The sequence below is a fragment of the Varibaculum cambriense genome, assembly GCF_032557235.1.
Lineage (GTDB): Bacteria > Actinomycetota > Actinomycetes > Actinomycetales > Actinomycetaceae > Varibaculum > Varibaculum cambriense_C.
The window spans coordinates 1-24,731 of the sequence record NZ_JAWGMB010000013.1 but is presented as its reverse complement, the minus strand read 5'-3'; the positions used below and the strand labels follow the sequence as shown (position 1 = coordinate 24,731).

19 protein-coding genes are annotated in these 24,731 nt (G+C 52.3%); 10 read left to right on the top strand and 9 right to left on the bottom strand.

The annotated features are described in order from the left end of the window. Window positions 1–186 precede the first annotated feature (186 nt). Both E6072_RS08530 and E6072_RS08525 read left to right on the top strand, forming a co-directional pair. A complete protein-coding gene (locus E6072_RS08530; RefSeq protein WP_316695087.1) occupies window positions 187–1,386 on the top strand; it encodes a Gfo/Idh/MocA family oxidoreductase in 1,200 nt (399 codons plus the stop codon). 30 nt (window positions 1,387–1,416) lie between these two features. Next, window positions 1,417–3,069 (top strand): MFS transporter, encoded by a 1,653-nt coding sequence (locus E6072_RS08525; protein WP_316695085.1) that lies wholly within the window; start codon window positions 1,417–1,419, stop codon window positions 3,067–3,069. 312 nt (window positions 3,070–3,381) lie between these two features. Here the strand turns inward: E6072_RS08525 and E6072_RS08520 are convergent, their stop codons facing one another. Next, a complete protein-coding gene (locus E6072_RS08520; protein ID WP_316695083.1) occupies window positions 3,382–4,137 on the bottom strand; it encodes a sulfite exporter TauE/SafE family protein in 756 nt (251 codons plus the stop codon). A 409-nt stretch (window positions 4,138–4,546) separates the two neighbouring features. Here E6072_RS08520 and E6072_RS08515 point away from each other — a divergent pair, with 409 nt between their 5' ends. After that, window positions 4,547–5,674, top strand: coding sequence for a zinc-binding dehydrogenase (locus E6072_RS08515; RefSeq protein WP_316695082.1), 1,128 nt, complete (start codon window positions 4,547–4,549; stop codon window positions 5,672–5,674). Between the two features lie 475 nt (window positions 5,675–6,149). Here E6072_RS08515 and E6072_RS08510 read toward each other — a convergent pair whose 3' ends face one another. Further along, window positions 6,150–6,380, bottom strand: a complete 231-nt coding sequence (locus tag E6072_RS08510; RefSeq protein WP_316695080.1) for a hypothetical protein — start codon at window positions 6,378–6,380, stop codon at window positions 6,150–6,152. A gap of 438 nt (window positions 6,381–6,818) precedes the next feature. Here E6072_RS08510 and E6072_RS08505 point away from each other — a divergent pair, with 438 nt between their 5' ends. Then, on the top strand, window positions 6,819–7,577 hold the full coding sequence (locus E6072_RS08505) for an HAD-IIB family hydrolase (RefSeq protein WP_316695079.1): 759 nt from the start codon (window positions 6,819–6,821) through the stop codon (window positions 7,575–7,577). Here the strand turns inward: E6072_RS08505 and E6072_RS08500 are convergent. Continuing rightward, a complete protein-coding gene (locus E6072_RS08500) occupies window positions 7,567–8,880 on the bottom strand; it encodes a hypothetical protein (RefSeq protein WP_316695078.1) in 1,314 nt (437 codons plus the stop codon). The two genes, E6072_RS08505 and E6072_RS08500, sit on opposite strands and share 11 nt — an antisense overlap. A gap of 392 nt (window positions 8,881–9,272) precedes the next feature. On the opposite strand from E6072_RS08500, the gene E6072_RS08495 reads away from it, so the two are divergent. Both E6072_RS08495 and E6072_RS08490 read left to right on the top strand, forming a co-directional pair. After that, window positions 9,273–11,282: a hypothetical protein gene (locus E6072_RS08495; protein ID WP_316695077.1), complete on the top strand. Its 2,010-nt coding sequence runs from the start codon at window positions 9,273–9,275 to the stop codon at window positions 11,280–11,282. Between the two features lie 117 nt (window positions 11,283–11,399). Beyond that, the gene (locus tag E6072_RS08490; RefSeq protein ID WP_316695075.1) at window positions 11,400–12,587 is read left to right on the top strand and encodes an ADP-ribosylglycohydrolase family protein; all 1,188 of its coding nucleotides are present in this window, start codon (window positions 11,400–11,402) and stop codon (window positions 12,585–12,587) included. Between the two features lie 61 nt (window positions 12,588–12,648). Here the strand turns inward: E6072_RS08490 and E6072_RS08485 are convergent, their stop codons facing one another. From E6072_RS08485 to E6072_RS08475, 3 genes are all read right to left on the bottom strand, one after another. Further along, window positions 12,649–13,527 carry a polysaccharide deacetylase family protein gene (locus E6072_RS08485; RefSeq protein WP_316695074.1) on the bottom strand — a complete coding sequence of 293 codons (879 nt, stop codon included), beginning with the start codon at window positions 13,525–13,527 and terminating at the stop codon, window positions 12,649–12,651. Window positions 13,528–13,656: 129 nt separating this feature from the next. Then, window positions 13,657–14,514: a 5'-methylthioadenosine/S-adenosylhomocysteine nucleosidase gene (locus E6072_RS08480; protein ID WP_316695072.1), complete on the bottom strand. Its 858-nt coding sequence runs from the start codon at window positions 14,512–14,514 to the stop codon at window positions 13,657–13,659. A gap of 13 nt (window positions 14,515–14,527) precedes the next feature. Continuing rightward, entirely contained in the window at window positions 14,528–14,989 is a 462-nt protein-coding gene (locus E6072_RS08475) for an S-ribosylhomocysteine lyase (RefSeq protein ID WP_399335735.1), read from the bottom strand. A gap of 786 nt (window positions 14,990–15,775) precedes the next feature. Between E6072_RS08475 and nrdH the strand changes: the two genes are divergently transcribed. The 3 genes from nrdH to nrdE all read left to right on the top strand — a co-directional run bounded on the left by nrdH (window position 15,776) and on the right by nrdE (window position 18,720). Continuing rightward, window positions 15,776–16,024, top strand: a complete 249-nt coding sequence (nrdH, locus tag E6072_RS08470) for a glutaredoxin-like protein NrdH (RefSeq protein WP_316695070.1) — start codon at window positions 15,776–15,778, stop codon at window positions 16,022–16,024. Between the two features lie 141 nt (window positions 16,025–16,165). After that, window positions 16,166–16,579: a class Ib ribonucleoside-diphosphate reductase assembly flavoprotein NrdI gene (gene nrdI, locus E6072_RS08465; RefSeq protein ID WP_316695068.1), complete on the top strand. Its 414-nt coding sequence runs from the start codon at window positions 16,166–16,168 to the stop codon at window positions 16,577–16,579. Continuing rightward, window positions 16,564–18,720 (top strand): class 1b ribonucleoside-diphosphate reductase subunit alpha, encoded by a 2,157-nt coding sequence (gene nrdE, locus E6072_RS08460; protein WP_316695066.1) that lies wholly within the window; start codon window positions 16,564–16,566, stop codon window positions 18,718–18,720. Before nrdI ends, nrdE begins: the two co-directional genes overlap by 16 nt. Window positions 18,721–18,855: 135 nt before the next feature. Here the strand turns inward: nrdE and E6072_RS08455 are convergent, their stop codons facing one another. Next, on the bottom strand, window positions 18,856–19,632 hold the full coding sequence (locus E6072_RS08455; protein WP_316695064.1) for an SDR family NAD(P)-dependent oxidoreductase: 777 nt from the start codon (window positions 19,630–19,632) through the stop codon (window positions 18,856–18,858). Between the two features lie 180 nt (window positions 19,633–19,812). After that, window positions 19,813–20,787 (bottom strand): class 1b ribonucleoside-diphosphate reductase subunit beta, encoded by a 975-nt coding sequence (gene nrdF, locus E6072_RS08450; protein ID WP_316695062.1) that lies wholly within the window; start codon window positions 20,785–20,787, stop codon window positions 19,813–19,815. 121 nt (window positions 20,788–20,908) lie between these two features. Here nrdF and E6072_RS08445 point away from each other — a divergent pair, with 121 nt between their 5' ends. Further along, window positions 20,909–22,639: an ABC-ATPase domain-containing protein gene (locus E6072_RS08445; protein WP_316695060.1), complete on the top strand. Its 1,731-nt coding sequence runs from the start codon at window positions 20,909–20,911 to the stop codon at window positions 22,637–22,639. 350 nt (window positions 22,640–22,989) lie between these two features. On the opposite strand, the gene E6072_RS08440 is transcribed toward E6072_RS08445, so the two are convergent. Next, window positions 22,990–24,477: an amino acid permease gene (locus E6072_RS08440; protein ID WP_316695058.1), complete on the bottom strand. Its 1,488-nt coding sequence runs from the start codon at window positions 24,475–24,477 to the stop codon at window positions 22,990–22,992. Between the last annotated feature and the right edge of the window lie 254 nt (window positions 24,478–24,731).

The window sequence follows — 24,731 nt, the reverse complement described above, 5'->3', positions numbered from 1 at the left end:
CTCTCCCCGCGCCTCTTTGTTTATTCTTCTCCGTAACCTCATCCCACCATTAAATGTAAGAATGTTAAGTCAAATGCTGGACAAAGCGAAATATTTCGGTTACATTGAATGGCGTGCGTAATAGAGCAGGGAGGCTCCAACGCGCTCAATGGATTGCAGCCAATGGTGGCTGAGTAAGGAGTTTATATGGCCGAGAAGCAGAAGATTGGCGTAGGGGTAATATCCCTGGGCTGGATGGGGCGCTTGCATACGCGTTCCTATAAGGCGATGGCTGAGCGTTTCCCGGAGTTGGGAGCCCAGGTTCGTTTGGTGGTTGCTTGTGATCCGATCGCGCAGACCCAAGAGCTGGCAACCAGTGTCCTGGGTTTTGAGAAAGCGGTTTCCGATTATCGGGAAGTGCTGGCTGATCCGGAAGTGGATGTGGTGTCTATTTGTTCACCGAACTTTTTACATCGTGAGATCGCGGTTGCGGCGGCGGAAGCTGGTAAGCCTTTCTGGATTGAAAAACCGATGGGGGTAAGTGCGGCTGAGTCTCGGGATATTGCTGAGGCTGCGGCGAAGGCAGGGGTTAACACGGCGGTTGGTTTTAACTATCGTCATACCCCGGCAGTTGAGCAGGCGCGGGAACTGATTGCTCAGGGGAAGCTGGGGCGGATTACTAATGTTCGTTGTTGGTTGATCGCTGATTATGCTTCTAGCCCTGATGGGCCTTATACCTGGCGTTACGACCGGGAAAAGGCGGGTGCTGGCGTGGTAGGTGACCTGATGAGTCATGGGGCTGACCTGGTGCAATATGTGTTGCGTGACCGGATTAGTCAGGTTTCGGCGCTTACTGACACTTTTATTAAAGAGCGTCCTATTCCCACTAAGGCTGGTGTGGGTCACACTGGTTGGGAAGTAAGTGACCAGAAGAAAGAGGTCGGAAACGAAGACTATGTGGCCATGATGGTGCGTTTTGATTCCGGCGTGGTGGGGACTATGGAGTCTTCTCGCGTGAGCGTGGGGCCGCGTGCCGAGTATATTGTGGAAGTTTATGGTACCGAGGGTTCGGTGCGTTGGAACTTTGAATACCTCAATGATCTACAGGCTTGTATTGGTCAGGATAATGGGGTTATTCACGGGTATGTGCGCTCGATGGCCAATCCTCACTACCCGCATTTCTCGCGCTTCCAGCCGGGGGCGGGTACTTCCATGGGCTTCGATGATATGAAAGCAGTCGAGTGCTTCCAGTTCCTGTCGGGTGTTTTAACCGGTGAGCAGGTGGCACCCTCAGTTGCCGATGGATGGTCTGCAGCCGAGATCGACCAGGCAACCGTGGCTTCAGCCGCAGACGGTAAATGGCACGAAGTTCCAAAGGTAAGCGGAACCACCACTTACGACAAATAACCTATCTCTTCAATATAGAAAGTTCGAGCAATGGAAATTAATAAGAAAAAAACTCCTCTTAACGAGTTGAGTAAAGACAAGCTTCGCGAAATGGTGCAAGAAACGCCAGCCTCCGGTAAACACCGGGGAGTTATCGCCGTGGCCGCGGTGGCCACTCTTGGCTCCCTGCTATTCGGGTATGACACCGGAGTGATCTCCGGGGCGCTGCCCTATATGTACATGCCCCACGGTGCGGGCGGTATGGGGATCACCCCGGCTCAAGAGGGCGCGATTGGCGGTATTCTTACCCTCGGCGCAGCCTTCGGAGCGCTATTTGGAGGACGCCTCTCCGACCGTTATGGACGCCGGCACAACATCATCATGCTGGCGATTCTGTTCCTGATCGGCGCCCTCGGAAATACTTTTGCCCCCAATATTTGGGTAATGTATCCGTTCCGCCTGATCCTAGGGTTGGCCGTTGGTGGCGCCTCGGCAACGGTGCCGGTATTCCTGGCGGAAACTGCACCTAAGCGCATCCGCGGGACCATCGTGGCTGTTGACCAGCTGATGATTGTAGCCGGACAGCTGTTGGCCTTCTCTATGAACGCGATCATTAACTCTGCTCACGGTGGACCCAAGATCACCGTAAAATCGGATCCGTCTGGGGTAGTGAAGGCTGGAGAGTACTCTTGGGATGCTTTGAACAGTATTGTTTCCAAACACCTGGGCAGCTCCGATGCGCAGGCAGTTCACGAATTTATTAACAATATGGCGGTTTCCACTGGTAATGGTGCCGCCTGGCGCTGGATGATTGTGCTCTGTTCGGTACCGGCCGTCGCCCTGTGGTTGGGAATGCACCTGATGCCGGAATCTTCTCGTTGGCATGTGCTCCAGCAGGAAGTCTACGCCGCTATTGGATCCTTGAAACGGGTACGCGACCCCAAGAAAGATGGGGATCTTACCGAGGAACTCTACGAGATGGTCGAGGCTCGGCAGAATGAGAAACATGGCAAGAAGGGGACTTTCCGTGACGTTATGAACACGCCCTGGTTGCGCAAGCTAATGTTCGTTGGCATATTCTTGGCGATTGTTAACCAGACCACTGGGGTAAATACCGTGATGTACTACGCGCCGAAAGTGTTGGGAATTGCCGGCATGGAGACTTCGGCAGCGATTACCGCGCAGGTCGCTAATGGCGTGATGAGTGTAGTGGGCTCAGCAATCGGCTTGATTCTGATTACCAAGTTCCGCCGCCGCACCATTTTGATCTGGGATGTTACTTTGGTGGGTATCCTGTTGCTGGGAATCGCCCTAATCTTCCAGTTTGTGATTGCTCCTCATGACGCAGCCGGCAGTGTGCCGGTGTGGGCCGGATACTTAGTGCTGTTCATGATGTCGCTATTCATGCTGGTGGTACAGTCATCGAACGGTACTGTGGTGTGGACGATGCTGGGTGAAATGTTCCCCGCGAATGTGCGCGGGATTATGAATGGTACCGCCATTTTCTGCATGTGGATCATGAACGCCATTATCACCTGGACCTTCCCGCCGATGATTGCCGCTCTGGGCGGTGGGCCCACCTACGCGATGTATGGGGCACTGAACCTGATCATCGCAGTGGTGCTATTCAAGATCATGCCGGAAACCTCCGGACGTTCTTTGGATGAAATCGAAACCTACATGGAGCACATTTACAGCAAGTAACTACTAAACCTACAGGTGAAAACCTGTAAGTCCGTTACCTGATACGCGGGGGTGAGCTGAGCTCGCCCCCGCATTTCTTGTATCTTGCTGTCCGTTGGGTCTAGGTGCGGGGGAAAGTTTGTCCTCGTGCCCAAGTAATTTGGAAAACGTGGCGGCGTTTTCCAAATTCTTATGCCCACCGCACCTACTCGGATCAAACTTTCCCCCGCCCTTCTGTCATTACTTCCGCATCTTTTACAGGTCGCCCCCGCACCCCAGCCGGGCGAAACTTTCCCGCACTTGCGACTGTTCTCGCCAGTGAGGAGCTTGCACTTAGAACAGTAGTATCAAAGCAGACAAAACGGTCAGGGCAGTGACAATCGGATCGAAGATTTTATTGTCGATGCGCCCTATCCACCAGCGCCCCAGGAGGGCTGCCCCCAGAACTAGAGGAGCTAGACACAGGGCTATCAGCAACATTTGCCGATCGATCAAGCCAATACCGGCGGAAAAAGGTAGCTTTAGCAGGTTCACGATAAAGAAAAACCAAGCTTGAGTGCCCATGAAGCGACGGACGTCAAAACGGGAAGCCAAGAAGTAAAGGGATACTACGGGGCCTCCCGAGTTGGCGGCCATAGTGGTAAAGCCCGACAGGGAACCGTAAAAAAGACGCGCAGGTAAGGAAGTGCTCATAGAGGTCGCCAGGTCATGCCCGGTGCGACGCGCATACCAGATTAGTCCCAGGGTGATGGCAGTCAGCGCCAAAATAATAATCCCGATGGAAACTTTCATTACCTGGTTAGAGACTTTTGCTAGAAAAACGGCGCCAATGGCTACCCCCGCGGCTACCGGTGGGAATAGGCCACGTAGCACTTTCCAGTCAGCGTCGTGGCGGTAAGTCCAGATTGCCAACAGGTCTCCGGTAAGTAGCATTAGTAGCATTAAGGCAGTGGAGGGGCGCGTAGGCATTACTGCTGTCAGAATGGCGACCGGGATGCATGCTAGTCCCGGGAGAGCGGTTTTTGCCAGTCCGCACATCAGGGCGCAGGCTACCAAGATAGCGATTAAGCCAGGAGTGAGGTCAAGCATGGTTTCCTTTCTGGGGCAGGTAAATGCTAGAGCTATCTGCTCTGATCGAAGGCTAGTTCAGTCAGGAGCTTGCCAGTATCTGCAGTTTTTGTCTCTATGAGTACCGGCAGTGAAAATCCAGATGATCTCCACCGGGGTGAATAGAGATATTGTTATTACATTTATATAGTAATGCCTACCTCTGCCTGAACTTGCCCAAAAATCCTCAGGCTGTATTTTTACTTATTTCTGCAGTCCTTTCTGTCTCTTGTTTAGAGAAATCTATTGTAAAAATCTACTTTTTGTCAAAATGTATGGACAAAGGTATAAATCTGTACGATACTGGAAATGAGTGACAGGAGCAGCTTCAAGGGCGGCACCCGTCAAGGCTGAAACAATTAAGATTTAAACGCTAGCAAAGGAGCAGGATATGACGATTCCCGAGACAATGAAGGCCGCGGTTCTTCGTGATGTTGAGAAGGGGCTGGAAGTAAATGAGATTCGTACCCCCCACCCCAAGGCAGGCGAGGTACTGATTAAAGTCGCTGCCTGCGGTCTTTGCCACTCTGACCTGCATGTAATCGGGGGAGCTATTGATTTCCCCAAGCCCTGCGTCCTCGGACATGAAGTTGCCGGACAAATCGTGGAGTTAGGTGAAGGCAATGAGCATACCGGACTGGAAGTTGGCCAGTATGTTTCCGGAGCCTTCCTGATGCCTTGTGGTCAGTGTGAAGCCTGTGCGTCTGGGCGTGACGACCTGTGTGCACCTTTCTTTGATCTCAATCGTGTGCAGGGCAAACTTTATGACGGCACGACCCGTCTGGCCGATCTAGATGGCAGTGAAATCGCCATGTACTCCATGGGTGGCCTCGCCGAATACGCGGTAGTGCCCTCCACTTCTGTAGCGGTTGTGCCTTCCAGTATGGATTTGGTTTCCTCGGCGATTATTGGTTGTGCCGCGATGACCGCCTATGGAGCGGTACGCCGCGGTGCTGACCTGCACTTTGGTGAATCCGTGGCGGTAGTTGCTACTGGAGGCGTAGGCTCCAATATTATTCAGATCGCTAAAGCCTTTGGTGCCAGCCAGATCGTGGCAATCGATATTTCCGATGACAAACTCGCCAGCGCCAAAGAATTGGGTGCCACCGACGTGATTAATTCGGTCACTCAGGATGCGCGTGCCGAAATCCTCAAGATCACCGGCGGTAAAGGCGTAGATGTCGCTTTCGAGGCGCTAGGGCGCCCAGAAACCTGGACCACCGCTTTGGATGTACTTAAAGATGGAGGCCGCATGGTACCGATCGGTCTGGGTGCCGGAGTACAAACTGCGCAAGTAGAGATTAACCGTCTAGTACGTCGCTCTCAGCATATTCTGGGATCGTACGGCGCGCGTACCCGCCAGGATCTACCGGAGGTAATCCGGATGGCCGATCTGGGAATGATTGATTATCATAAGATTGTTACCAAGCGGATTCCGCTAGAAGAAGCCGGAGCCACCTATAAGCTGCTTTCTCAGGGCAAGGTGCAAGGCCGTGCTGTGGTTGATATGTCGCTGTAAAGCAAGTTAATACTGTTGAGGCGATTAGCTAGCTGCTAGTTTCCGCAACTGGGTGGGCAGGTTCTTTTGACAAGAATCTGCCCACCCTTTTTATTTGGCTGTCCTATTTGTCTTTTGCTCCTGGGGTAGGGCAGATCTGGAGTAGGTGGCGGCAACAGTTTTACAATTTGTGGCTGGGAATAATACCCGAACTTTTCCGGTTCAGGGGAAAACGAGGGCGCTGAACCTCGGTTTGGAACTAGAAAAACGGGGCGGATGGAAATCCATCCGCCCCGCAATAGCAACAGTCTTGAGAGAGCCTGCCGACACCAGAATTATTAGGAGGCCGTCCAGACCATATTGACGCCTAGCATTGTAAGTATGTGAGCGTCTAGACTTTCTGAGATGCGATTCAGCTGTTATATCTAGCTCAGCGAGACTTTAGGCGTCGCTGGCGGCGACGCACAAATGATTTTAGGCGTATGCCAGTTAAAAGCTATTCTCCCTTGAGCTGGAAATAAACACGGGACCAGGCGAAACCGAATCCGCTAACCGCAGTTAGGAGTCCGCCCAGGATTGCGGTGATTGCGTAAGCGGAAAATGCACCGATCAAAGTGATCGCTACGCCAGCTACCATCAAGGAGATGAAAGCGATGTAGGCAACCATTTTCGGCTCTTCAAGCCGAGTAGAAGACGTTGAAATGGAAGGAACAACCAAAGTAGCCATTTTTATTTTCTCTCTTTCTGTTCTAGCGATTCGAAAAGTTCAGTTGAACTTTTTCCCTCGTGGAAACGTTTACATGTTTACTATACGGACATTCTCCGAGGGGAGTCAATGTCAAGACAAAAAATATGAGAACTTTTATTGAGGTGCGGCTTTTAGGGCCAGTAAAACGCCTGGTAAATGCGGTAATTGCTAGATTAAAATCGCTATTGTGAAAACGATTACATAGTGCCGGCGGAAGGTAGAAACTCTCTATATATCCCATTTTTAAGTCGTCTTGGCGCCACTGGTGTAGCAATACCTGCCAAGCGGTCCATAGCTCCGATTAGCCGGGAGCAAATAACTAAACCAAGTTGCCTGAGGTAAATGCAGTTTCCATTCACTTTTAGCTCTACAATGGCTTTTTGGCTACCTTATGGAACCACGAAAGAAAGGCGACGAGTGGGCGCGATAAAGGCGATGATGTTTGACCTGGATGGTACTTTGGCTCCCTCGAAACAGGTAATGCTGCCCGAAATGGCGAGGGTCTTCGCGAGTCTTACCCGCGTGCTACCCACCGGGGTGATCAGTGGGGGATCCTTTCGGCAATTTTCCCGCCAGCTATTAGAACCTTTAGCGGAGCAAGACTTCTGCCCTCAGCAGGTACATCTACTGCCCACTTGCGGTACTCGCTACTATCTCTTTGAAGACGGGGACTGGAAGGCACAGTATGTACTGAAAATGGCTCCAGATCAGGTGGAGAAGGCGCGGGTAGTGATCGAGGATGTCGCTCGTTCCCTCGGCTATTGGTGCGAAAATCCGGTAGGAGAAATAATCGAAAACCGGGGTTCGCAGCTAACCTATTCCGCACTCGGACAACAAGCAGCAAAGGAAGAAAAAGATGCTTGGGATCCTAGCGGATCTAAACGGGCAAAGTTAGCTGCCCGTGCCGGCAAGCTCCTACCAGAGTTAACAGTACTTTCCGGTGGGTCGACTTCCGTCGACATTACTATGCGCGGGATTGATAAAGCCTACGGAGTGGAGAAGTTCCTAGCGCAAACGGCGCTAAAGCCTGCCGAAGTGCTATTTGTGGGGGACCGTCTCGACCCGGACGGAAACGATTATCCGGCGGTGCGAACTGGGGTACAAACTCGCGCGACTTCCGGGCCGGGGCAGACCCAAGAAATTATTGCGCAGGTTCTGTCGTCCCTCAGCAGTTGACACGGATCGGACGGTTGTCAATCACGTTCTTGCGAATCCTCCAACCCGCTACTACTAAGACCATTGCCAAGATAGTTGCCGAGCCACCAATGGTGCCGGTAGTGGCCAAGGCCGGACTGTCGCTGGAGGTTGCTGGCGCAGTAGCCGCCTTCGCTGGCTTTGTTTTGTTCGGGGTGGCGACAGTAGGTTGCAGCTGGGCTGGCGCTTCGCTTTGAGGCTTAGCGGTTTGGGAATCCGAACTTGGCTGGGTTGGTTTTTCTTTTTGGGCAGTGGCTGCCGCGCGTGCTTGCTCAGCCGCGGCTGCAGCTTCCTTTGCTTGTGCGGCCTTGGCAGCCTGTTTAGTCGCTTCCGCTGCCTCCTTTGCCTCCTGCTGAGCTTCTCCTTGTGCTGCGGCCTTCGCGGCAGCGTTTTGAGCGGCCGCATCCTTCGCAGCCTGGGAACTATTCGCAGCTTTGGAATTGTTAGCCAACCGGGGGCTGGTAGTGGCCTTAGAATTTGTAGTTGTAGCAGTGTTGGAGGAGCTAGAGCTCGCCAAGCCTATCTTCGGAGCGGGGTTAACGGTGCTACCGGTAGCCCGGGCGCTAGCGACCTGTTCCTTGGTGGCTTGAGCCTTGGTGCTCTTGGAAGTGCCGGTGTATCCGCTTTGAGGAACTGCAACTTTCTTAGTCGGGGTGACTGCGGAAACTGTGCTGCGAGGATCACCAAACCAGCGTTGATAAATTTTGAAGAAATTGTAATTACCATCTGAGGAACAACGATCGGACTTGCCCGAAAGTAAAGCTTGATTAGGCTGGTAGGGGGTGTAATTGTAGAGCGATGCCGTGGCCTGGTTTTCCAGTTTTACTTTGGAAGCCCCGCATCCGCTTTGGTAGGAAAACTGGATATTGGTGGTTATTCCGCCCCGGAAACTGTAGTTATGAGATTTGATGCGGTAGCGCTGGAACTGGTGTGCTGCCTGGTAGATTTGGTTTTGCACCCCATAGTATTGTTCAGCGCAGGGTCTACCGTCCGGGCATCCGTAACCGGTGAGTTTGTTTTGTTTAGCCGTTGTTAAATTCTGCGTAATTCCGGCTTGTTCCTTTTGAATGGTAACTAGCAATACCTTTGGGTTGATCTGGCAAGCTTGGGAAATCTTGTAAATAACTTGCGAAACTGGCTCGTTGTTTGCTCCCTGGTATTTGCCCTTGCAGTAGGTGTCTGCATTAAAGGATCTGGTGTTTAGGCGGATGTTTTTCAGGCATCCATTTCCGCGGCATCCTGCCCCTTGAGTATTCAAGAATTTTTGAATCTCCGCCGCTGACATGGAGGGGGCCTCCTAGTACATGTTGGCATCAGAAATAATGTTTCCCGCCCGGAAGCCAGTTTCTCCAAACGCTGATGACAGGGGAACTGAAAGTACTGCTAATGATAGGGCAAGAATGCCAGCTGCTATTTTAAAAATATTTTTCTTACTAACCATTGGGACCGTCTTGTTATGTAAGTTACGAGTGTTGTTAATGTTTCTATTGAGATTAAAGTATATTGTAGGTGATTTGTCCAGCTATTTTACAAAAAGTTAGTAATCCCCTTGGGAAGATAGTACTTTCGCTTCAGCGAGTAACTGCGGGTTTGTCCCCAAGGCAAGCTAGCTACCCGATATTCTGAAAATGTTTTTTGGATCTGGATTGCCTCCTTCCCAAAGCGGAATCTATGGGTATGGAAATAGTAAAAAATAGCGGTAATACTCCCGCCAGAAATAGTCAGATACCCGACCCTTACTCGAGAATCAGTCCTCGCCGTCGACGAAGAGCCCAAAGGCGAAAACGTCTAGGTCTCCTCGGGATAGCCGCCGCCATCGCCATGATCAGTTCCGCTATGGTGGTTACCGATCAGGACACTTCCCAAGCCGCCGGGCCTGGGGCAGCCTGGAAGAGTTATGGTGACTCAAAAATGGAGTTGAACGCCCGGAAGTCTACAGACGATATTAAAGTCGCAGTCTGTGCCACTGATCGGCAGATTAACTCGCCGCGAAACAAATGGATTACCTATCAAGGGCTTAGAGTAATCGGAGCGGGAAAAGAGTATCGCTCCAACAAAGCTACTTTCGAAGTCAAAGATAAGGTAAAGGGAACTGCTGTAATCTTTCCGGCTTCTACACAGTATCGGGTGGCATATCTGGCTGGCCAGCTGCGAGGCGCCATCGCCAAAGGAAACCCGGAACTGGGAGCCACTGTCTATGCGATCCACTCCCTGTCCGGCCGTCTAACCACAAAACAAAAAGGCTCCGCCCCAATCAAGCAGCGGGCAGCCCAGCTCTTACAGCAGGCCGCTGCCTATGCCGGTCCCTACCGGATCGGAAAGCCAGAAATAAAAGTAAATCCCGGATCCATGCAGGGAACCGTGCGCTTGCCAGTGCCGCAAAGCGCAGCCGGTCGCCCTCTCAATGGTCTCAAAGAAAGCGTCACCTTATCGGGGCCGGCACATTTTTCCAGTAAAGGCCAACCTAAAACCCTAAATACTTCCTCCGCGGCTACGGTCAAAGAGATCCCGATCGAGATAACCGGCCCGGGAAAAGTCAGTGTCCAGGTTAAGGTGACAGGACTACCGCCAGTTAGTTACGAGATTTGGGAACACTCGCGTTGGCAGGATTTGCTGATCGCCGGCCCGAATTCGCAGCTAAGCACCAGCGCCACCACCAATGCTGATCCTCGACAGTTTTTTGCAGTAAAGACACAGACTAAATCGCAAATGAATCCGTTAGCAGCAGGAGCGGAGCTAACGGACAATATTTTGGTGACAGCCGAAGAAAAATGGGGGAAGAATATCGGAAAACAGACCTGGCAGACGGTAATGATTGACTTGTCGCTTTACGGTCCGTTTAGCTCTGCGCGAGGCCCGGGACAGATTCCGGCTAACGCTCAGCCATTAAAAACCTGGAAGTTACCCGCGACTCCCCAAAATGAGCAAGAGGCAGAAAAAGGCGTCACTATCTCAAATGAAACTGATCCCTTCAAAATAGATAAACCCGGTTTCTATACTTTTGTTGCCGCCGCTCATCGGGATCAGCAGCCGGAGAATACCTATTTGAAAGCTGACTATGTACCCAGTTTTTTCGAGGAGGACGAAACTCAAGTACTGCCGTTTTCCCCCGGGGTAAAAACTCAGGCAAAAGTAGTAACCGATAAAGAGGGCAAAATACTGACCGATCAAGTAGAAATGAGTGGATTCCCCGACGATCACTTGGATTTTACAGGCACCGGCAAATGGAAAGGCGATGAACAGGTAGTGCACAATGACCTTTACTGTTTGCCCCAGCCCATTAAAGACCAAGATGCCCAAGGGAAAGAACCCCTAGCGAGAATCGAATTACCAGCTAAGAACGGAACCTACACTGTCGACAAAGATAAAGAGGGAACCCCTCTCAGTCTGGAACGTTTCGAATGCAGGGATACCTACGTGTTTGTAACTAGCTATGAGGGCGATTCTCGGACGCAAGCTTTTAGAAGTTCGGAAACCGAAACGGATGAACAATATACCTTGCCCCAGGCTCCGCCTCCTACTACTCCGCCCCCATCTACGCCACCACCGTCTACTCTCCCTCCTCCTTCGGTGGAACCGACGGTACTTTCTGAAACCGGTGCCCGTTCCTCTGCTCCGCTGTCGATGGCTCTAATAGCGCTCGGATGTGGGGGACTGCTAGTTTCCTATCGCGCCCGCCGCAAGTGAGGATGCCCGATAAAGAGGACAGCTTACTCCTCCTTAGCCCCTGGCTATTATGCGAACCACGCGTTTTAGCCAGGGGAATCTCGCTTATCTGGTAGTAGGTGCATTAAAGTTGAAAGGGTGGCTGATGCGCGTGATAAGAATCCAGAACGCACCGATCAAGAAAATGAATTGATTCGGCGTGGCGGACAAGCCCCCCTCGCCATCATGGCAGATCGGGCAAGCGGCGTTCTCGTGGGGCAAGCATGCGGCAATGCTTTAGGAGTTGGCTACGAATTTAAAACACCTCCTCTAGAGGGAATTCCCCGAATGCAGGGAGCTACCGGACGCCTAAGTCCAGGAGAATGGTCGGAAGCCACCCATCTGGGGATCTGTATAGCAGAAGTTGCGGTCACCGGAATCGATTTGACCACGGAAGAAGGCTTAGATGCAGTCGCCACTCGTTATTTAGCCTGGTACCACGGGGTAACCCGTAAAATAGATGCGCCCACCAGGGTGGTACTAGAAACTACCAGCAATGATACTTCCAATATGAACCCCGCCCGAAAAATGCGTTCCGCCGCCGCGTATTTTCACTTGCGTACCCGCCGCACTTGCGGAGCCGGTCCGCTTAGTCGCTGCGCTATTTTGGGGCTCACCCGAATAAAAGATCCCCAGTGGACCGCAGAGTCAGTAAGGGCAGTATCCGAACTAACCCATGTAGATCCCTTAGCCAGTGAAGCAGCGGTGATCTATGCGGAAGCGATCCGCCGAGCCGTTACCGACCCGCTCCCCGGCGAGGACACCTGGGTAAACCGAATCAACCTGGGGGCGGGAATAGCGCTGCTACCCACAGCTCGTCGCGAACAGTGGCACGAATGGTTGCAACAAGCCGAGGAAACCTACTTCAAACCTCCGCGTGACAACACCTATGCAGTCACCGCTTTACAAGCAGTGGCAGGAATTTTACAGGCCGTGAAAATCGAGCATGCCGGGATGCCACTCAGCGGACAAGATGCCTTCCGGCGTGCCATCTCCCTCGCGGTACAACTGGGAGGAGCAACTGACACCATTGCCGGTTTAGTGGGGGCATTATTTGCATCCGGAATTGGGCTCGCGCAAATACCTGTCGATCTGCAAACGAGGTTGTACGGCTGGCCGGGACTGAAAGCTGACGCTCTTTCCGAAATGGGGTTAGGAACTGCGTTAGCGGGGGTAGTGGGCACCCACGGAATGGCTCGGATGATTGCCTCCGCGTCCTCACTTAATGATCTGATCGCCGCCCATCCGGATGCCCAAGTAGATGCTATGACCACCCCGGAGCCTTAAAGCTCCGGCAATAAATGCAGTATTTCTGGGAAAGCCTGCAAGTAAAAGCCCGTGGCCGCGACTATCCGCGAACCATGTTTTGATCAAAATATATCTTGCCGGGAGTGAGCGATCCCCCAAATAATTCGGGAACCGTCACCAGGGTGAACCCTTGAGAGCGTAGATATTTAATGATTTCGGGTACTGCTTGAACGCTGGTGGGGTGAATATCGTGCATCAAAATAATCGACCCCGGCTTAGTTTGCTTTTGTACCTGAGACAGTACTGCATTCGGGTCACGATGCTTCCAATCCAAAGTGTCAACATCCCAGATCACAGTAGCATGATTTAAGGATTTCAAGACGGAAATTACCCGGGGGTTAAAAGCTCCGTAGGGTGGGCGAGTAAAGGTAACCTGCGCATCCGGGGCGGCTTTTTTGATCGCATCTGCCGTGCTGGTTATTTCATTGACTATTTTGTCGTCAGAAAGTTTAGTTAACTGCGGATGGTTCCAGGTGTGAACACCCAGGGCGTGCCCCTCTTTAAACTCTCGTGCCACCGTATCTGGGTAAGTGGCGACTGACTTACCCACCAGTAGGAAAGTAGCGGGAACATTTTCCGCTTTTAAAGTATCTAAGAGTTTCGGAGTATCGGGGCCAGGCCCATCATCAAAAGTTAAGGCCACACATTTTTCCTTAGTGCAATCCACCGGAGGACGAGTGAGAGTGGGGGTGGAGGTCGGGCTGGAAGTGGTAGTGGGGGGAGTAGTGGTGGTGGGAGCGGTTTTCGGGGGTTTATTGTTAGTAGGGCTGGTTTTCGAAGTTGCGGTAGAAGCTGCTGCTTTCGGAGTTCCTGAATTTCTGGTTGCCGCGTAAGCGGCCACCAGAGCCGAACACAATAACGCGACCCCTACGATTACCCCGAGCATTACTTTAAAACTACGAGGACGTGACAAGCTCATGTCAATTCTCCCACTGCAATAAGATTACAGGGATATCGTAACCTACTGATTTTTGAACAGCCCTAATTAGGGGAATAAAGCGGTAAAAATCTCGGTAAAAATACGAGTTTATTGGCGTTTTGCGCGGAATTAGCAGGCGCCAAGTAGGCAAATGGTGGCTGTCGCCGCAATCGCCCCGCAAACAGCGGCATTGCCATGGTAGATGTCTTGCCCTTCCGGGGAGCATAGGTCGGAGATGCAGCGCACCGCCAAGAAAGGAACCTGAGACAAAAATGCCACTTGGGCTGCGGCAGCTGACTCCATTTCTGCGGCTAGAGCTGTAGGAAAGGCCGAGCGTACCGCACTGACATTGGCGTCAGTAATAAAAGAATCCCCCGTAGCTATAGTGCCGCAGCGTGCCGGGGTCTGCCTTAAACTAGCGGCAAGTGTTGCCTCTGCCGAGGAAGACGGATTTTTAAATCGGGAGGCAGCGGTTTCCTGGCTTGAAGTATCCGCGCCGGGATCGGTTAAGAGGCTGCGGGCACTAGCTAGTAATCTTTCGCTACCTGAATAGGAGGGAGGCATCCCCGGGAGCTGCCCGCGCTGATAACCAAAAGCGGTAGCATCTGCGCTGTGGAACACGTAGTTGTCGCCGAAAATAACTTCCCCCACCTGGCTGTCTTTGGCTAAACCACCAGCGGTACCCGAATACAGCACTTGACGTGCACCTAATACCTCAATCGCGATCGCAGTGGCGCGGGCAGCATTAACCATTCCCACTCCGCTTTGTACCCCGAGAGTTTTTCCGGGGATCTCTGGCAGATCTAGGGGATAAAACTGCAGACCCGAGAGCTGTTTGTAAGGAGCGGGGAATACTTTTTCCGTATCTTGCGGCTGGTAGGAGTCGAGAAAGCGGTGAGCCAGGCACTCCTGTAGCCACATCCTGTTGACGAAGGGCGCCAGTTCGGTAAGTTCCGCGCAAATAATAACAGTGTCACAGCTGTTCATAGCGGTTTTTCTCCTAACGATAAACCTGATTCCAGCTTCCTCGCGCTGCCAAGAAGCGAGTGGTAGCCTCTTGTGCCCCGGCAAGGCTATGGTGAGCGCCCCACCCGCATTGACGTTCATTCGCCGCCGGAACCTGGTCGGCGTGTTGAATATCTTCAAAAGTTGTCGTCAGTAGCTGGGCAAACTCCTCAGGTTCTACCCCCAACATCAGGGCATAAAACCCGGTTTGGCAACCCATAGGCGAAAAATCAATCAACTTATCGGTGTGGTTGCGCATCAGCTCTGCGGTGAGATGCTCGATCGAGTGCACGGTCTCCATTTCCAAGTGTTCCTGGTTTGGTTGACAAAAACGCACATCGTATTTGACCAGTTCATCTCCGCCAGGTAGCTGTTTACGGTCGGCTACCCGCACAAAGGGAGCCGCCACTTTCGTGTGGTCTAGGTTGAAAGATTCCACGTTCATGCGCTCACTCATCGCCTGCTCCTTAGTAGTACCGATTCTGGATACCACTTTATCGGTGTTTGGCGTCCCCTCGCTGCCAGACTGGTGCGGGTAGCACGGGGGAAAGTTTGTCCTCCCGTCGTTTTCCGCGCGAAGCCTAGGTTTTTCCTCTTGCCCAAAAAATCGGGCAAAGCTACAAAGCTTTGCCCGATTTTTACGCCCGCCTAGCCTAATCGGATAAAACCTAGGCTCCACGCTCGCTGGTATCGCATCCGTAAGGGTCACACGCAGAACAGAGGTCTCGAGAGAAACTCAATGAGCGTGCAGGGGCGCGAAGCAAAATCTGGGACTAGCGCGAGGGAAAAGTTTAGTCCGAGTGGGCGCGGTGGGCATAAGAATTCGGGAAATGCCGCTACGTTTCCCGAATTCTTGGGCGGGAGGACAAACTTTTCCCTCGCGCGGCAATTTATGGGTAGTATCCGCCCCTTTGTGCGGATACTTGCGACACGCGGAAGGAAGCTTTTATCCACAATTTTTTGGTGGAACCGCTCACCAATCATCTCGAACTAGTTTTCACCCTAAAAGGCAGGCAGGTGCCGAGTATCCAGCGAGTAGATTATTCGGGTTCGTTGGGTATCCCCAGAAATTCGCCCTCTTTCCACCGGTTATCCCCAAACACATTATCTTGGGGTGCTGGTGTTGAGAGACTACTAGGTGTAGTGTTTACTTCATCGCCTAAATGTGGCGGCATAAAAACTACACTGATGTTATTCTTTGAATAGCGCAGATGAACAAAGCCAAATTAAGGAGCGCAGAAACATGTCGGTCACCGTTTACTCTAAGCCCCGTTGTGTACAGTGTGATGCGACCAAGCGCGCTCTCAAAAAGCAAGGAATTGCTTACGTGGAAGTTGATATGAGTCAGGATCCAGATGCTCTCGAGCATGTAAAGTCTTTAGGATTCGTACAGGCTCCGGTAGTGGTAACTGATACCGATTCTTGGAGTGGATTCCGTCCCGACAAGATCAAGGGCATAGCGCTCGCTGCACGTGCGGCAGCTACCGCCTAAGGTGGGCGCGTCCTCCAGAATTTGTAATCTAGCTCTGGGCACTTCCCGCTTCCCCCAGGGGGCGATATTGCAGAGCGGATAATAATGGTTCATCCCCAAGCAGGTATTAGCGAGAAGCGAAAACAGTAAGGCAGGTCAAAGGTGAGCGATAGGGAACCTCTGCTGGTCTATTTTTCTTCCGCAACGGGTAACACCAAACGTTTTGTAGAAAAACTTGGCTTTCGTAACAAAAGGATTCCGCTGCGTCCTCGTGATCCGTTCCTGTACGTTAATGAGCCTTATGTGATTGTGGTACCCACCTATGGGGGCGGAAACATCAAAGGAGCCGTACCCAAGCAGGTAATCAAGTTCTTAAATGAAAAGAGCAACCGAGAACACTGCGTGGGAGTTATCGCCAGTGGAAACACAAACTTTGGCAAAGCGTATTGCCTTGCCGGCGATATCCTCGCCCAAAAACTGGAAATCCCGTTTATGTACAAGTATGAGCTTCTGGGAACCCCCCAGGACGTCGAGATATGCCGTAAAGGACTGAGTGAGTTTTGGCAGAAAATCTAACTGACACCGGAGTAGAAACCGCGCCCTCCCCGGAACTGGACTATCATGCATTAAATGCGGAACTGAACCTGTATGACAAAAACGGGAAAATTCAGTTCGAGGCAGACAAGGCGGCTGCCCGCCAATACTTCCTGCAACACGTAAACCAGAATACGGTGTTCTTCCATGACCTGGAAGAAAAAATGAAATACCTGGTAGAGCAGGGGTATTACGAGCAGGAAGTCGTGGATCAATACCAGTTCCAGTTCATTAAAGACCTGTTTAAGCGAGCCTACGCCTACAAATTCCGTTTCCCCACTTTCCTGGGGGCGTTCAAATATTACACTTCCTATACTTTGAAAACTTTCGACGGTAAACGCTACCTGGAACGTTTCGAAGATCGGGTATGCATGGTGGCACTTTACCTGGCACGTGGGGATGAGGAACTAGCAATAAAGCTAGTAGACGAAATCATGACCGGGCGTTTCCAGCCCGCCACTCCCACTTTCCTAAATGCGGGCAAGAAAGCCCGCGGGGAACTGGTTTCCTGCTTCCTGCTGCGCATCGAGGACAATATGGAATCGATTGCGCGGGGTATTAATTCTGCCCTGCAGCTTTCAAAACGAGGAGGAGGGGTCGCCCTCTCCTTAACTAACCTGCGGGAAGCAGGTGCCCCCATTAAGAAAATCGAGAATCAGTCCTCCGGGGTAGTTCCGGTAATGAAACTGCTCGAGGATTCGTTTTCTTACGCCAACCAGTTGGGGGCGCGGCAAGGTGCCGGAGCGGTCTATCTAAATGCCCACCACCCCGACATTATGGAATTCTTGGACACGAAACGGGAAAATGCGGACGAAAAAATCCGAATTAAATCCCTGTCTTTGGGGGTGGTAATCCCAGATATTACCTTCCACCTGGCACGTAATAAAGAACCCATGTACCTGTTTAGCCCCTACGATATAGAGCGGGTCTATGGGAAACCGATGAGCGATATTTCCATCACCGAGCATTATCGGGAAATGGTAGAGGACGGACGAATCCGCAAAAAGAAGATTGATGCGCGGCGTTTCTTCCAGACCCTGGCGGAAATCCAGTTCGAGTCCGGTTACCCCTATATCGTTTACGAGGACACCGTGAACCGCGCTAACCCGATTAAGGGGCGGATCTCCATGTCCAATCTGTGCTCTGAGATTTTGCAGGTCTCAGAAAAGAGCGAGTTCAACGAAGACCTCACCTATGAGCACGTGGGTAAAGATATTTCCTGTAACCTAGCTTCGCTAAATATTGCGAAAACTATGGATTCTCCGGACTTTTCCGCCACCATTGAAACCGCGATTCGCGGTCTGACCAGCGTATCTGACTTGTCAAATATTCGCGCAGTGCCTTCGATTGAACGCGGAAATGCGATGAGCCACGCCATCGGTTTGGGGCAAATGAATCTACATGGTTACCTAGCGCGGGAAAAAGTATTCTACGGCAGCGAAGAAGCCCTAGATTTCACCAATATGTATTTCATGACCGTGGCATTCGAAGCGATTAAAGCCTCGTGCAAGATTGCTAAGGAGCGCGGGGAACGCTTCGAAGGATTCGAGGACTCGCAGTATTATTCCGGGCAGTATTTTGAAAAATACATTAACGGGGATTGGACTCCCAAGACCGAGAAGTGCCGTCAGCTGCTAGAAAAATCTTCCATCAACGTACCTACCAGTGAAGATTGGGAGCAATTGGCGCAGAACGTTCGAGAATACGGAATGTATCACCAGAATCTGCAAGCGGTACCCCCAACCGGATCGATTTCCTATATCAATAACTCCACCTCTTCAATCCACCCGATTGTGGCTAAGATTGAGATTCGTAAAGAGGGCAAGATCGGGCGGGTCTACTATCCGGCTCCCTATATGGATAACGACAACCTGGAGTATTACCAGGACGCCTACGAGATTGGTCCGCAAAAGATTATCGACACCTATGCGGTAGCAACCCAGCACGTTGATCAGGGCCTCAGTTTGACGCTGTTCTACCCGGATACGGTCACTACCCGCGAAGTCAACAAGAACTATATTTACGCCTGGCGGAAAGGGATTAAGACCCTTTACTATATGCGTTTGCGTCAGCACGCTCTCCAGGGAACCGAGGTCGAGGGCTGCGTATCCTGTATGCTCTAGGGGATCGGAGGGTCTTTAGTAGAGCCTGGAGACCATAGGTGAGGTTGCGCGTCGGATGTGAATATTAGCCGCCGGGCCAGTCAAATCTAAAGGCTGTAGGCAGAGCCGATGCTCGTGCCCCGCGCCACCTGCGGTCTATTCCTCAGAGCGAGCTACTAGAGTGTTGGTAGCCTGGGCAACCGGACGGATAATTACCCGGTCGATATTGACATGTGGCGGACGCGACAGGCACCAGCTGATTAAATCCGCAATATCTGCGGCTACTAGTGGTTTTTCCACACCGCGATAGACCTGCTCCGCGGCCTGTCTAGAACCCAGGCGATTTAAGGAAAACTCGGGGGTTTTCACCATGCCCGGCGCGATTTCAATTAAGCGTACTGGCTCGCCCACCAGTTCTTGACGCAAAGTCAAGGGAATCATCTGTTCGGCGTGCTTAGCCGCCACATATCCGCCCCCACCGGGATAGGTATCGAGGGCGGCAGTAGAAGTAACATACAGCAAGTCGCCACCATTTTCGCGCAGAGCAGGCAGAGTAGCTTGGGTGACGTTCAAAGCCGTAACCACGTTGCGCTGGTACATCTGTTCCCAGTCTGCTACTAGCCCATCCGCTACCGAATCAGTTCCGATAGCGCCACCAGCGTTATTAACCACAGCGGTCAGCGGCCCTTTTGATAACAGGTCAGCGACCATTTCCTCAACCGCTGCTCGGTCAGTTAAATCGCAGGCAAAGAACTCACAACCGGTTTCTTCCGCTAGTTTTTCCAGGCGTTCGCGCCGGCGCGCTACCGCAATTACCGCCCAACCGCTAGCGCGCAGTTGCCGAACCGTTGCCTCGCCGATACCAGTAGAAGCACCAGTAACTAGCACGCGGGAAGCGGGACGAGGCTGCGGGTAAGTAGGAATATCATTCATGTCTTTACGATAACCCGATTAAGGCAGCTGTGGGCAAAGGGGATAAGAGATAAACCGATAAATGTTTTGACCCGCCTGTCTATAAGGCAGGCGGGTCAAAAGCTTTCTTTAACTGTAGTGCCGGGACGCGAGATCACGATCCATAAGAATCAGCCTGCGTCCTCGCCAAGCGAAAGAAACCTAGAAATCCCAGTCGTCGTCCTCGGTATCTACAATTTCTCCGATCACGTAGGAAGAACCTGACCCGGAGAAGAAATCATGGTTTTCATCCGCCGACGGTGAAAGCGCCGCTAGGATCGCGGGGTTCACATCGGTAGAGTCCGCCGGGAACAGCGCCTCGTAACCCAGGTTCATCAGGGCTTTATTAGCGTTGTAACGCAAGAACTTCTTCACGTCCTCGGTCAGCCCCAGGGGATCATACAGGTCTTCAGTGTAGGCTTCTTCATTGTCATAAAGCTCTGTCAACAGGTCAAAGGTGTAATCCTTGAGTTCTTCTTGCCGCTGCGGCGAGGACTCGTTGACCGCTAGCTGATATTTATAGCCAATGTAATAACCATGCACCGCTTCGTCCCTAATGATCAGGCGAATCAAATCTGCGGTGTTAGTCAGCTTAGCGTGCGCCGACCAGTACATAGGGGCGTAAAAGCCGGAATAGAACAGGAAAGACTCCAGCAAGGTGGAAGCCACTTTACGTTTTTCCGGATCATCACCCTGATAGTAGTTCATGATGATATGCGCTTTACGCTGTAGATTCTCGTTTTCTTCACTCCAGCGGAAAGACTCATTAATCTCGGTGGTAGAAAGCAGAGTGGAGAAAATCGAAGAATAAGACTTCGCATGCACGCTCTCCATAAAAGCGATATTGGTGTAGACCGCTTCCTCGTGCGGAGTGCGGGCATCCGGAATCAGCGAAACCGCGCCCACGGTACCCTGCAAAGTATCTAGCAAGGTAAGACCGGTAAATACTCGGTTAGTCATGAGCTGTTCTTCCGGTTTCAGAGTCTTCCAGGAAGGTAGATCATTCGACAACGGAATTTTTTCCGGCAACCAAAAGTTTCCCGTCAGTCGATCCCAAACTTCCAGATCCTTATCATCTTCGATATCGTTCCAGTTGATCGCCTGGATCGTATCAGCCAGTTTCAGCTTGTCAGTCACGAAAAATCCCTTTCATCCTCTGAGTTAATTCGCGCAGCCGCCTCGTAAAGTTTGGGAGTTGCCCCGGGGCTACCATGCCAGTCTACAAGGCGAAGTAAAGTGCGGCATAGAATAGAGAACTATGCGGGATGCAGATGAGCTAATTCGAAAAACGAAATCACTAGATGGCCGCTCCTATGGAGGCTATAAACAACTGCTTGGGCAATGGAGTTTCGGGGACTTTAGTTTCTCTATCGACCGGGTACAGTCTGATCCCTTCGCCCCGCCTTCAGCCTGCCGGATATTAGTACCGCTGGATACTGCCCAGATCCCCGCTGAGATTGCCACTGACAAGTTGGCGCGGATAGCTGCCGGTGATTTTTTGGCACGGCGAGCCCGGAAGATTTTTGGGGCGAGGCGTGCGGGTGGGAAATCTGAAGCGCAGCTGCGGATTGCGCCGGTCGGGCAAGAAATCTTGCCACGCTCCTCGGTAACCTTCAGTGAAGAAGAGGTGGAACTGCGCGTCCAGGTGCCGTTTCCAGCGGCAGGCCGGAGGATTTTAGGACGTAATTTTGCCCGATTTTTAGACTATGACCTGTGCGAATTGGTATATAAAACCGTATGTTTCGGTGAGGATGACGGTCCAGATTTAGCCGATCTCACCCGCCACATTCACACGCTCAAAGACCATGAAGCACTGCAAAAGATTCTTCATGAGCGTGGCTGGGTGGCTTTCGTTGCTGATGGGGCGCTGCTGGCTCGGGCTTCCGGGATCAGTGATTTACCGATGAAAGATGCGGTGCCTTTCCAGCTACCTACGGTATTAGGGGAGGATACGCCCTCGTCCCTGGTGCAAACGATAGAGCTGCCCTATAGCGGGAAAATATCCGGAATGGCGATCCCCAAAGGAATCACGGTGATTGTAGGGGGTGGCTATCACGGTAAATCTACCTTGCTAGAAGCCTTGGAGCGTTCGGTGTATCCCCATATTCCTGGGGATGGGCGCGAACTGGTAGCCACTTTGCCCGATGCGATAAAAGTGCGGGCAGAGGACGGCCGGGCGATAACTGGCACCGATATTTCTTTATTTATCGGTTCGTTGCCTGGCGGGGCTGACACCACGGAGTTCTTTACTGAAAATGCCTCAGGCTCAACTTCGCAGGCCGCAGCGATTACTGAAGCCATAGAATGCGGCTCGCGGGCACTACTGATTGACGAAGATACCTCGGCCACCAACCTGTTGTTGCGCGATAGTCGGATGCGGCAGCTGGTGCGCAGCGAACCGATTATTCCCCTAATTGACCGGGTAGGAGGCATCCGGAAAGAACTAGGGGTGTCCACCATTATGGTGATGGGAGGCTCGGGAGATTTCCTGGATTTAGCCGACCAGGTGTTATTGCTGGAGAATTATCTACCCTACGATGCCACTGCCAGGGCGCGGGAAGTGAGCGGGGCAGAAGCCGCGGCAAGCAGTACGGATAGTGCAGCCCCCGACTGGCCGCAGGCGGCAGTGCGCAAACGGCTCCTGCTATCCTGCCCACCTCCACCTGCGGGGCGGCGCGAAAAAACTCGCGCGGAAGGCACCGCCACTTTGCGTTTGAACCGCGAAGAAATCGATATTTCCGCCCTCGCCCAAGTAGTTGATCCCGGACAAGCAGAAGCTATTGCCTATGCGATCCGGGCTTTAGTCGCCAGTGCTAACGGCAAAGAGACTATCGCAGATGCCTGTGCCCGCTTCGCTGCTGAGTTTTCATCCGCCAGTTGGCAGGCATTCGCCGCGGGACGCTACCCGGCGTTTCTGGCCGCACCCCGCCTCCAAGACATTTTCGCGGCGCTTTGCCGCTATCGCCACCTAAAAGCCCACTCTGCCTAAGTCTCCCGTTAATCTCCCCTGCAAATGACGGGTTGCGGCCGGTAAAAGTGCTCGGGGGAGAAGTTTTTCCTTTGGTCCCCGCACGGAACCTGGGTTTTTCCTCCTGCCCAAGAATTCGGAAAACGTAGCGGCGTTTTCCAAATTTTGCGCCCACCTAGCCTGCTGGGACAAACTTTTCCCCCAGGCATAAGGGTCGGGCGGTAAAAGATGCGAGAGGGTCGGGCGGTAAAAGATGCGAGAGGGGGCTTGAGCCGAGCGAAGCGAGGCTCACCGGGGTCCCCCGAGTGCTTTTACCACCCGACCTGAACCGAGGTGTTGGTTAAAGATCAGATAACTAGGGCGGGGGCGGGTTATTGGGCGTGGTATTGCTGGGCGGCAGCTAGTTCTCGGCGGCGACGGTCAGCGAACTCGGCGCGAACTTTGGCATTATGCGGAGTGCGGCGTACCAGGAATGAAACTGCAGTAATAACCCCAATCCACAGTAGGCTCGCCAACATGGCATACAGGGTTGCAGGATCTAGGGCGAGGACGATCACCATTGCCACAATAAACACACTGATTACCGCGATTGAAAAGTATCCGCCAGGCATGGGAAAAATTGATGCTTCATGTTTTTGGGGCAGACGGCGGCGAAACTCTACGTAGGAGGCCACTATCATGACCCATACGAACATAAAGAGCACCGAGGCCACCGAGGTTACCAGGGTAAATGCTTCCATTACCGTGCCGCCTACTGCCATCAGAGCAATGGAGGTAAGCAAGAACAGGCAGGTAACAATCAGGGCATTTAAGGGTACGGAGCGGCGGGAAAGCTTCCGGAAGATCTTTGGGGCATCACTGCGCAGCGCCATGGCATACATCATTCGGGAGGTGGAATATACTCCCGAGTTGCATGACGAGGCGGCCGAAGTCATTACCACCAGGTTAACTAGGGAAGCTGCAAAGACCAATCCCACCAGGGAAAATAGGCCTACGAAGGGAGAAGATTCGGGGTCAAGAGAATCCCAGGGAGTAACCGACATGATCGCTGCCAACGCCAGAACATAAAATAACAGCACCCGTAACGGAATCGAGTTAATGGCCTTAGGCAGTGACTTTTCCGGATCTTTAGTTTCTGCGGCCGTAGTACCAACCAGCTCGATCCCCACGAAACTAAAGATTGCCAGTTGGAATCCGCCTAGGAAACCGGAAAACCCATTCGGGAAGAACCCGGAACCAGTAACTCCCGGGTGCGACCACAGATTGGTGATGGTGGCTCGCTGGCCATCGGGGGAGGTAAACCCGATAATCACCATCACCGCTCCGCAACAGATCAGGGCAATAATCGCGATGATTTTTATCATCGAGAACCAAAACTCGGTTTCCCCGAATGCTTTCACCGTTAGGGCGTTAAGGAAAAACAGTAATGCCACGGTGGCAATCGCGGGAATCCAGCGCGGTAGATCTGGCCACCAAAAATTGAAATAACCGGCAATCGCGATCACTTCGGCGGTTCCGGTAACTATCCAACATAACCAATACGTCCATCCCACAACGAAACCGGCGCCTGGCCCTAATAGATCGGTGATGAAATCGGCGAAAGTTCCATAGCGGTGATTGGAAACTAACAATTCTCCCATACATCGCATGACCAGGAATAATACTGCCCCAATGATGGCGTAAACCACGAGAACTGACGGTCCTGCCAAGTGAATCGTGCGTCCGGAGCCCATAAACAGGCCGGTACCGATGGCTCCACCGATTGCGATTAACTGGATATGCCGATTCGAGAGGTTGCGTTGCAATCCCCCCGAATGACTATTAATAATGTCCTCAACCTCGACTGGTTTTTTCGGCATTGGCTTTCCCTTATCGATCGCTTTTCGTTTCCTCGATTTTAAGCGCTAACCCTCAATACTAAGCAAACTAATGCCTATGCGCGGATTAGACCCTCAGCATGTGTCTCGGTAAAAATGCTCCGGGTTCAGCGCGGGGGAGAAGTTTTTCCTCCCGCATTCGTCCGCGTGCAGGGGCGGATTTTGCCTCGCGCCCCGAAATCCGGAAAATGCTCTGGCATTTTCACGGATTTAACGCCCGCAGCCTACCCTACGGC

Excerpts from the sequence above, each read along its gene's own strand:
- E6072_RS08525 (WP_316695085.1), top strand. The coding sequence starts at position 1,417 with ATGGAAATTAATAAGAAAAAAACTCCTCTTAACGAGTTGAGTAAAGAC.
- E6072_RS08480 (WP_316695072.1), bottom strand. The coding sequence starts at position 14,514 with ATGAACAGCTGTGACACTGTTATTATTTGCGCGGAACTTACCGAACTG.
- E6072_RS08515 (WP_316695082.1), top strand. The coding sequence starts at position 4,547 with ATGACGATTCCCGAGACAATGAAGGCCGCGGTTCTTCGTGATGTTGAG.
- E6072_RS08485 (WP_316695074.1), bottom strand. The coding sequence starts at position 13,527 with ATGAGCTTGTCACGTCCTCGTAGTTTTAAAGTAATGCTCGGGGTAATC.
- E6072_RS08440 (WP_316695058.1), bottom strand. The coding sequence starts at position 24,477 with ATGCCGAAAAAACCAGTCGAGGTTGAGGACATTATTAATAGTCATTCG.
- E6072_RS08495 (WP_316695077.1), top strand. The coding sequence starts at position 9,273 with ATGGAAATAGTAAAAAATAGCGGTAATACTCCCGCCAGAAATAGTCAG.
- E6072_RS08500 (WP_316695078.1), bottom strand. The coding sequence starts at position 8,880 with ATGTCAGCGGCGGAGATTCAAAAATTCTTGAATACTCAAGGGGCAGGA.
- E6072_RS08475 (WP_399335735.1), bottom strand. The coding sequence starts at position 14,989 with ATGAGTGAGCGCATGAACGTGGAATCTTTCAACCTAGACCACACGAAA.
- E6072_RS08510 (WP_316695080.1), bottom strand. The coding sequence starts at position 6,380 with ATGGCTACTTTGGTTGTTCCTTCCATTTCAACGTCTTCTACTCGGCTT.
- E6072_RS08455 (WP_316695064.1), bottom strand. The coding sequence starts at position 19,632 with ATGAATGATATTCCTACTTACCCGCAGCCTCGTCCCGCTTCCCGCGTG.
- E6072_RS08445 (WP_316695060.1), top strand. The coding sequence starts at position 20,909 with ATGCGGGATGCAGATGAGCTAATTCGAAAAACGAAATCACTAGATGGC.
- E6072_RS08520 (WP_316695083.1), bottom strand. The coding sequence starts at position 4,137 with ATGCTTGACCTCACTCCTGGCTTAATCGCTATCTTGGTAGCCTGCGCC.
- nrdH (WP_316695070.1), top strand. The coding sequence starts at position 15,776 with ATGTCGGTCACCGTTTACTCTAAGCCCCGTTGTGTACAGTGTGATGCG.
- E6072_RS08530 (WP_316695087.1), top strand. The coding sequence starts at position 187 with ATGGCCGAGAAGCAGAAGATTGGCGTAGGGGTAATATCCCTGGGCTGG.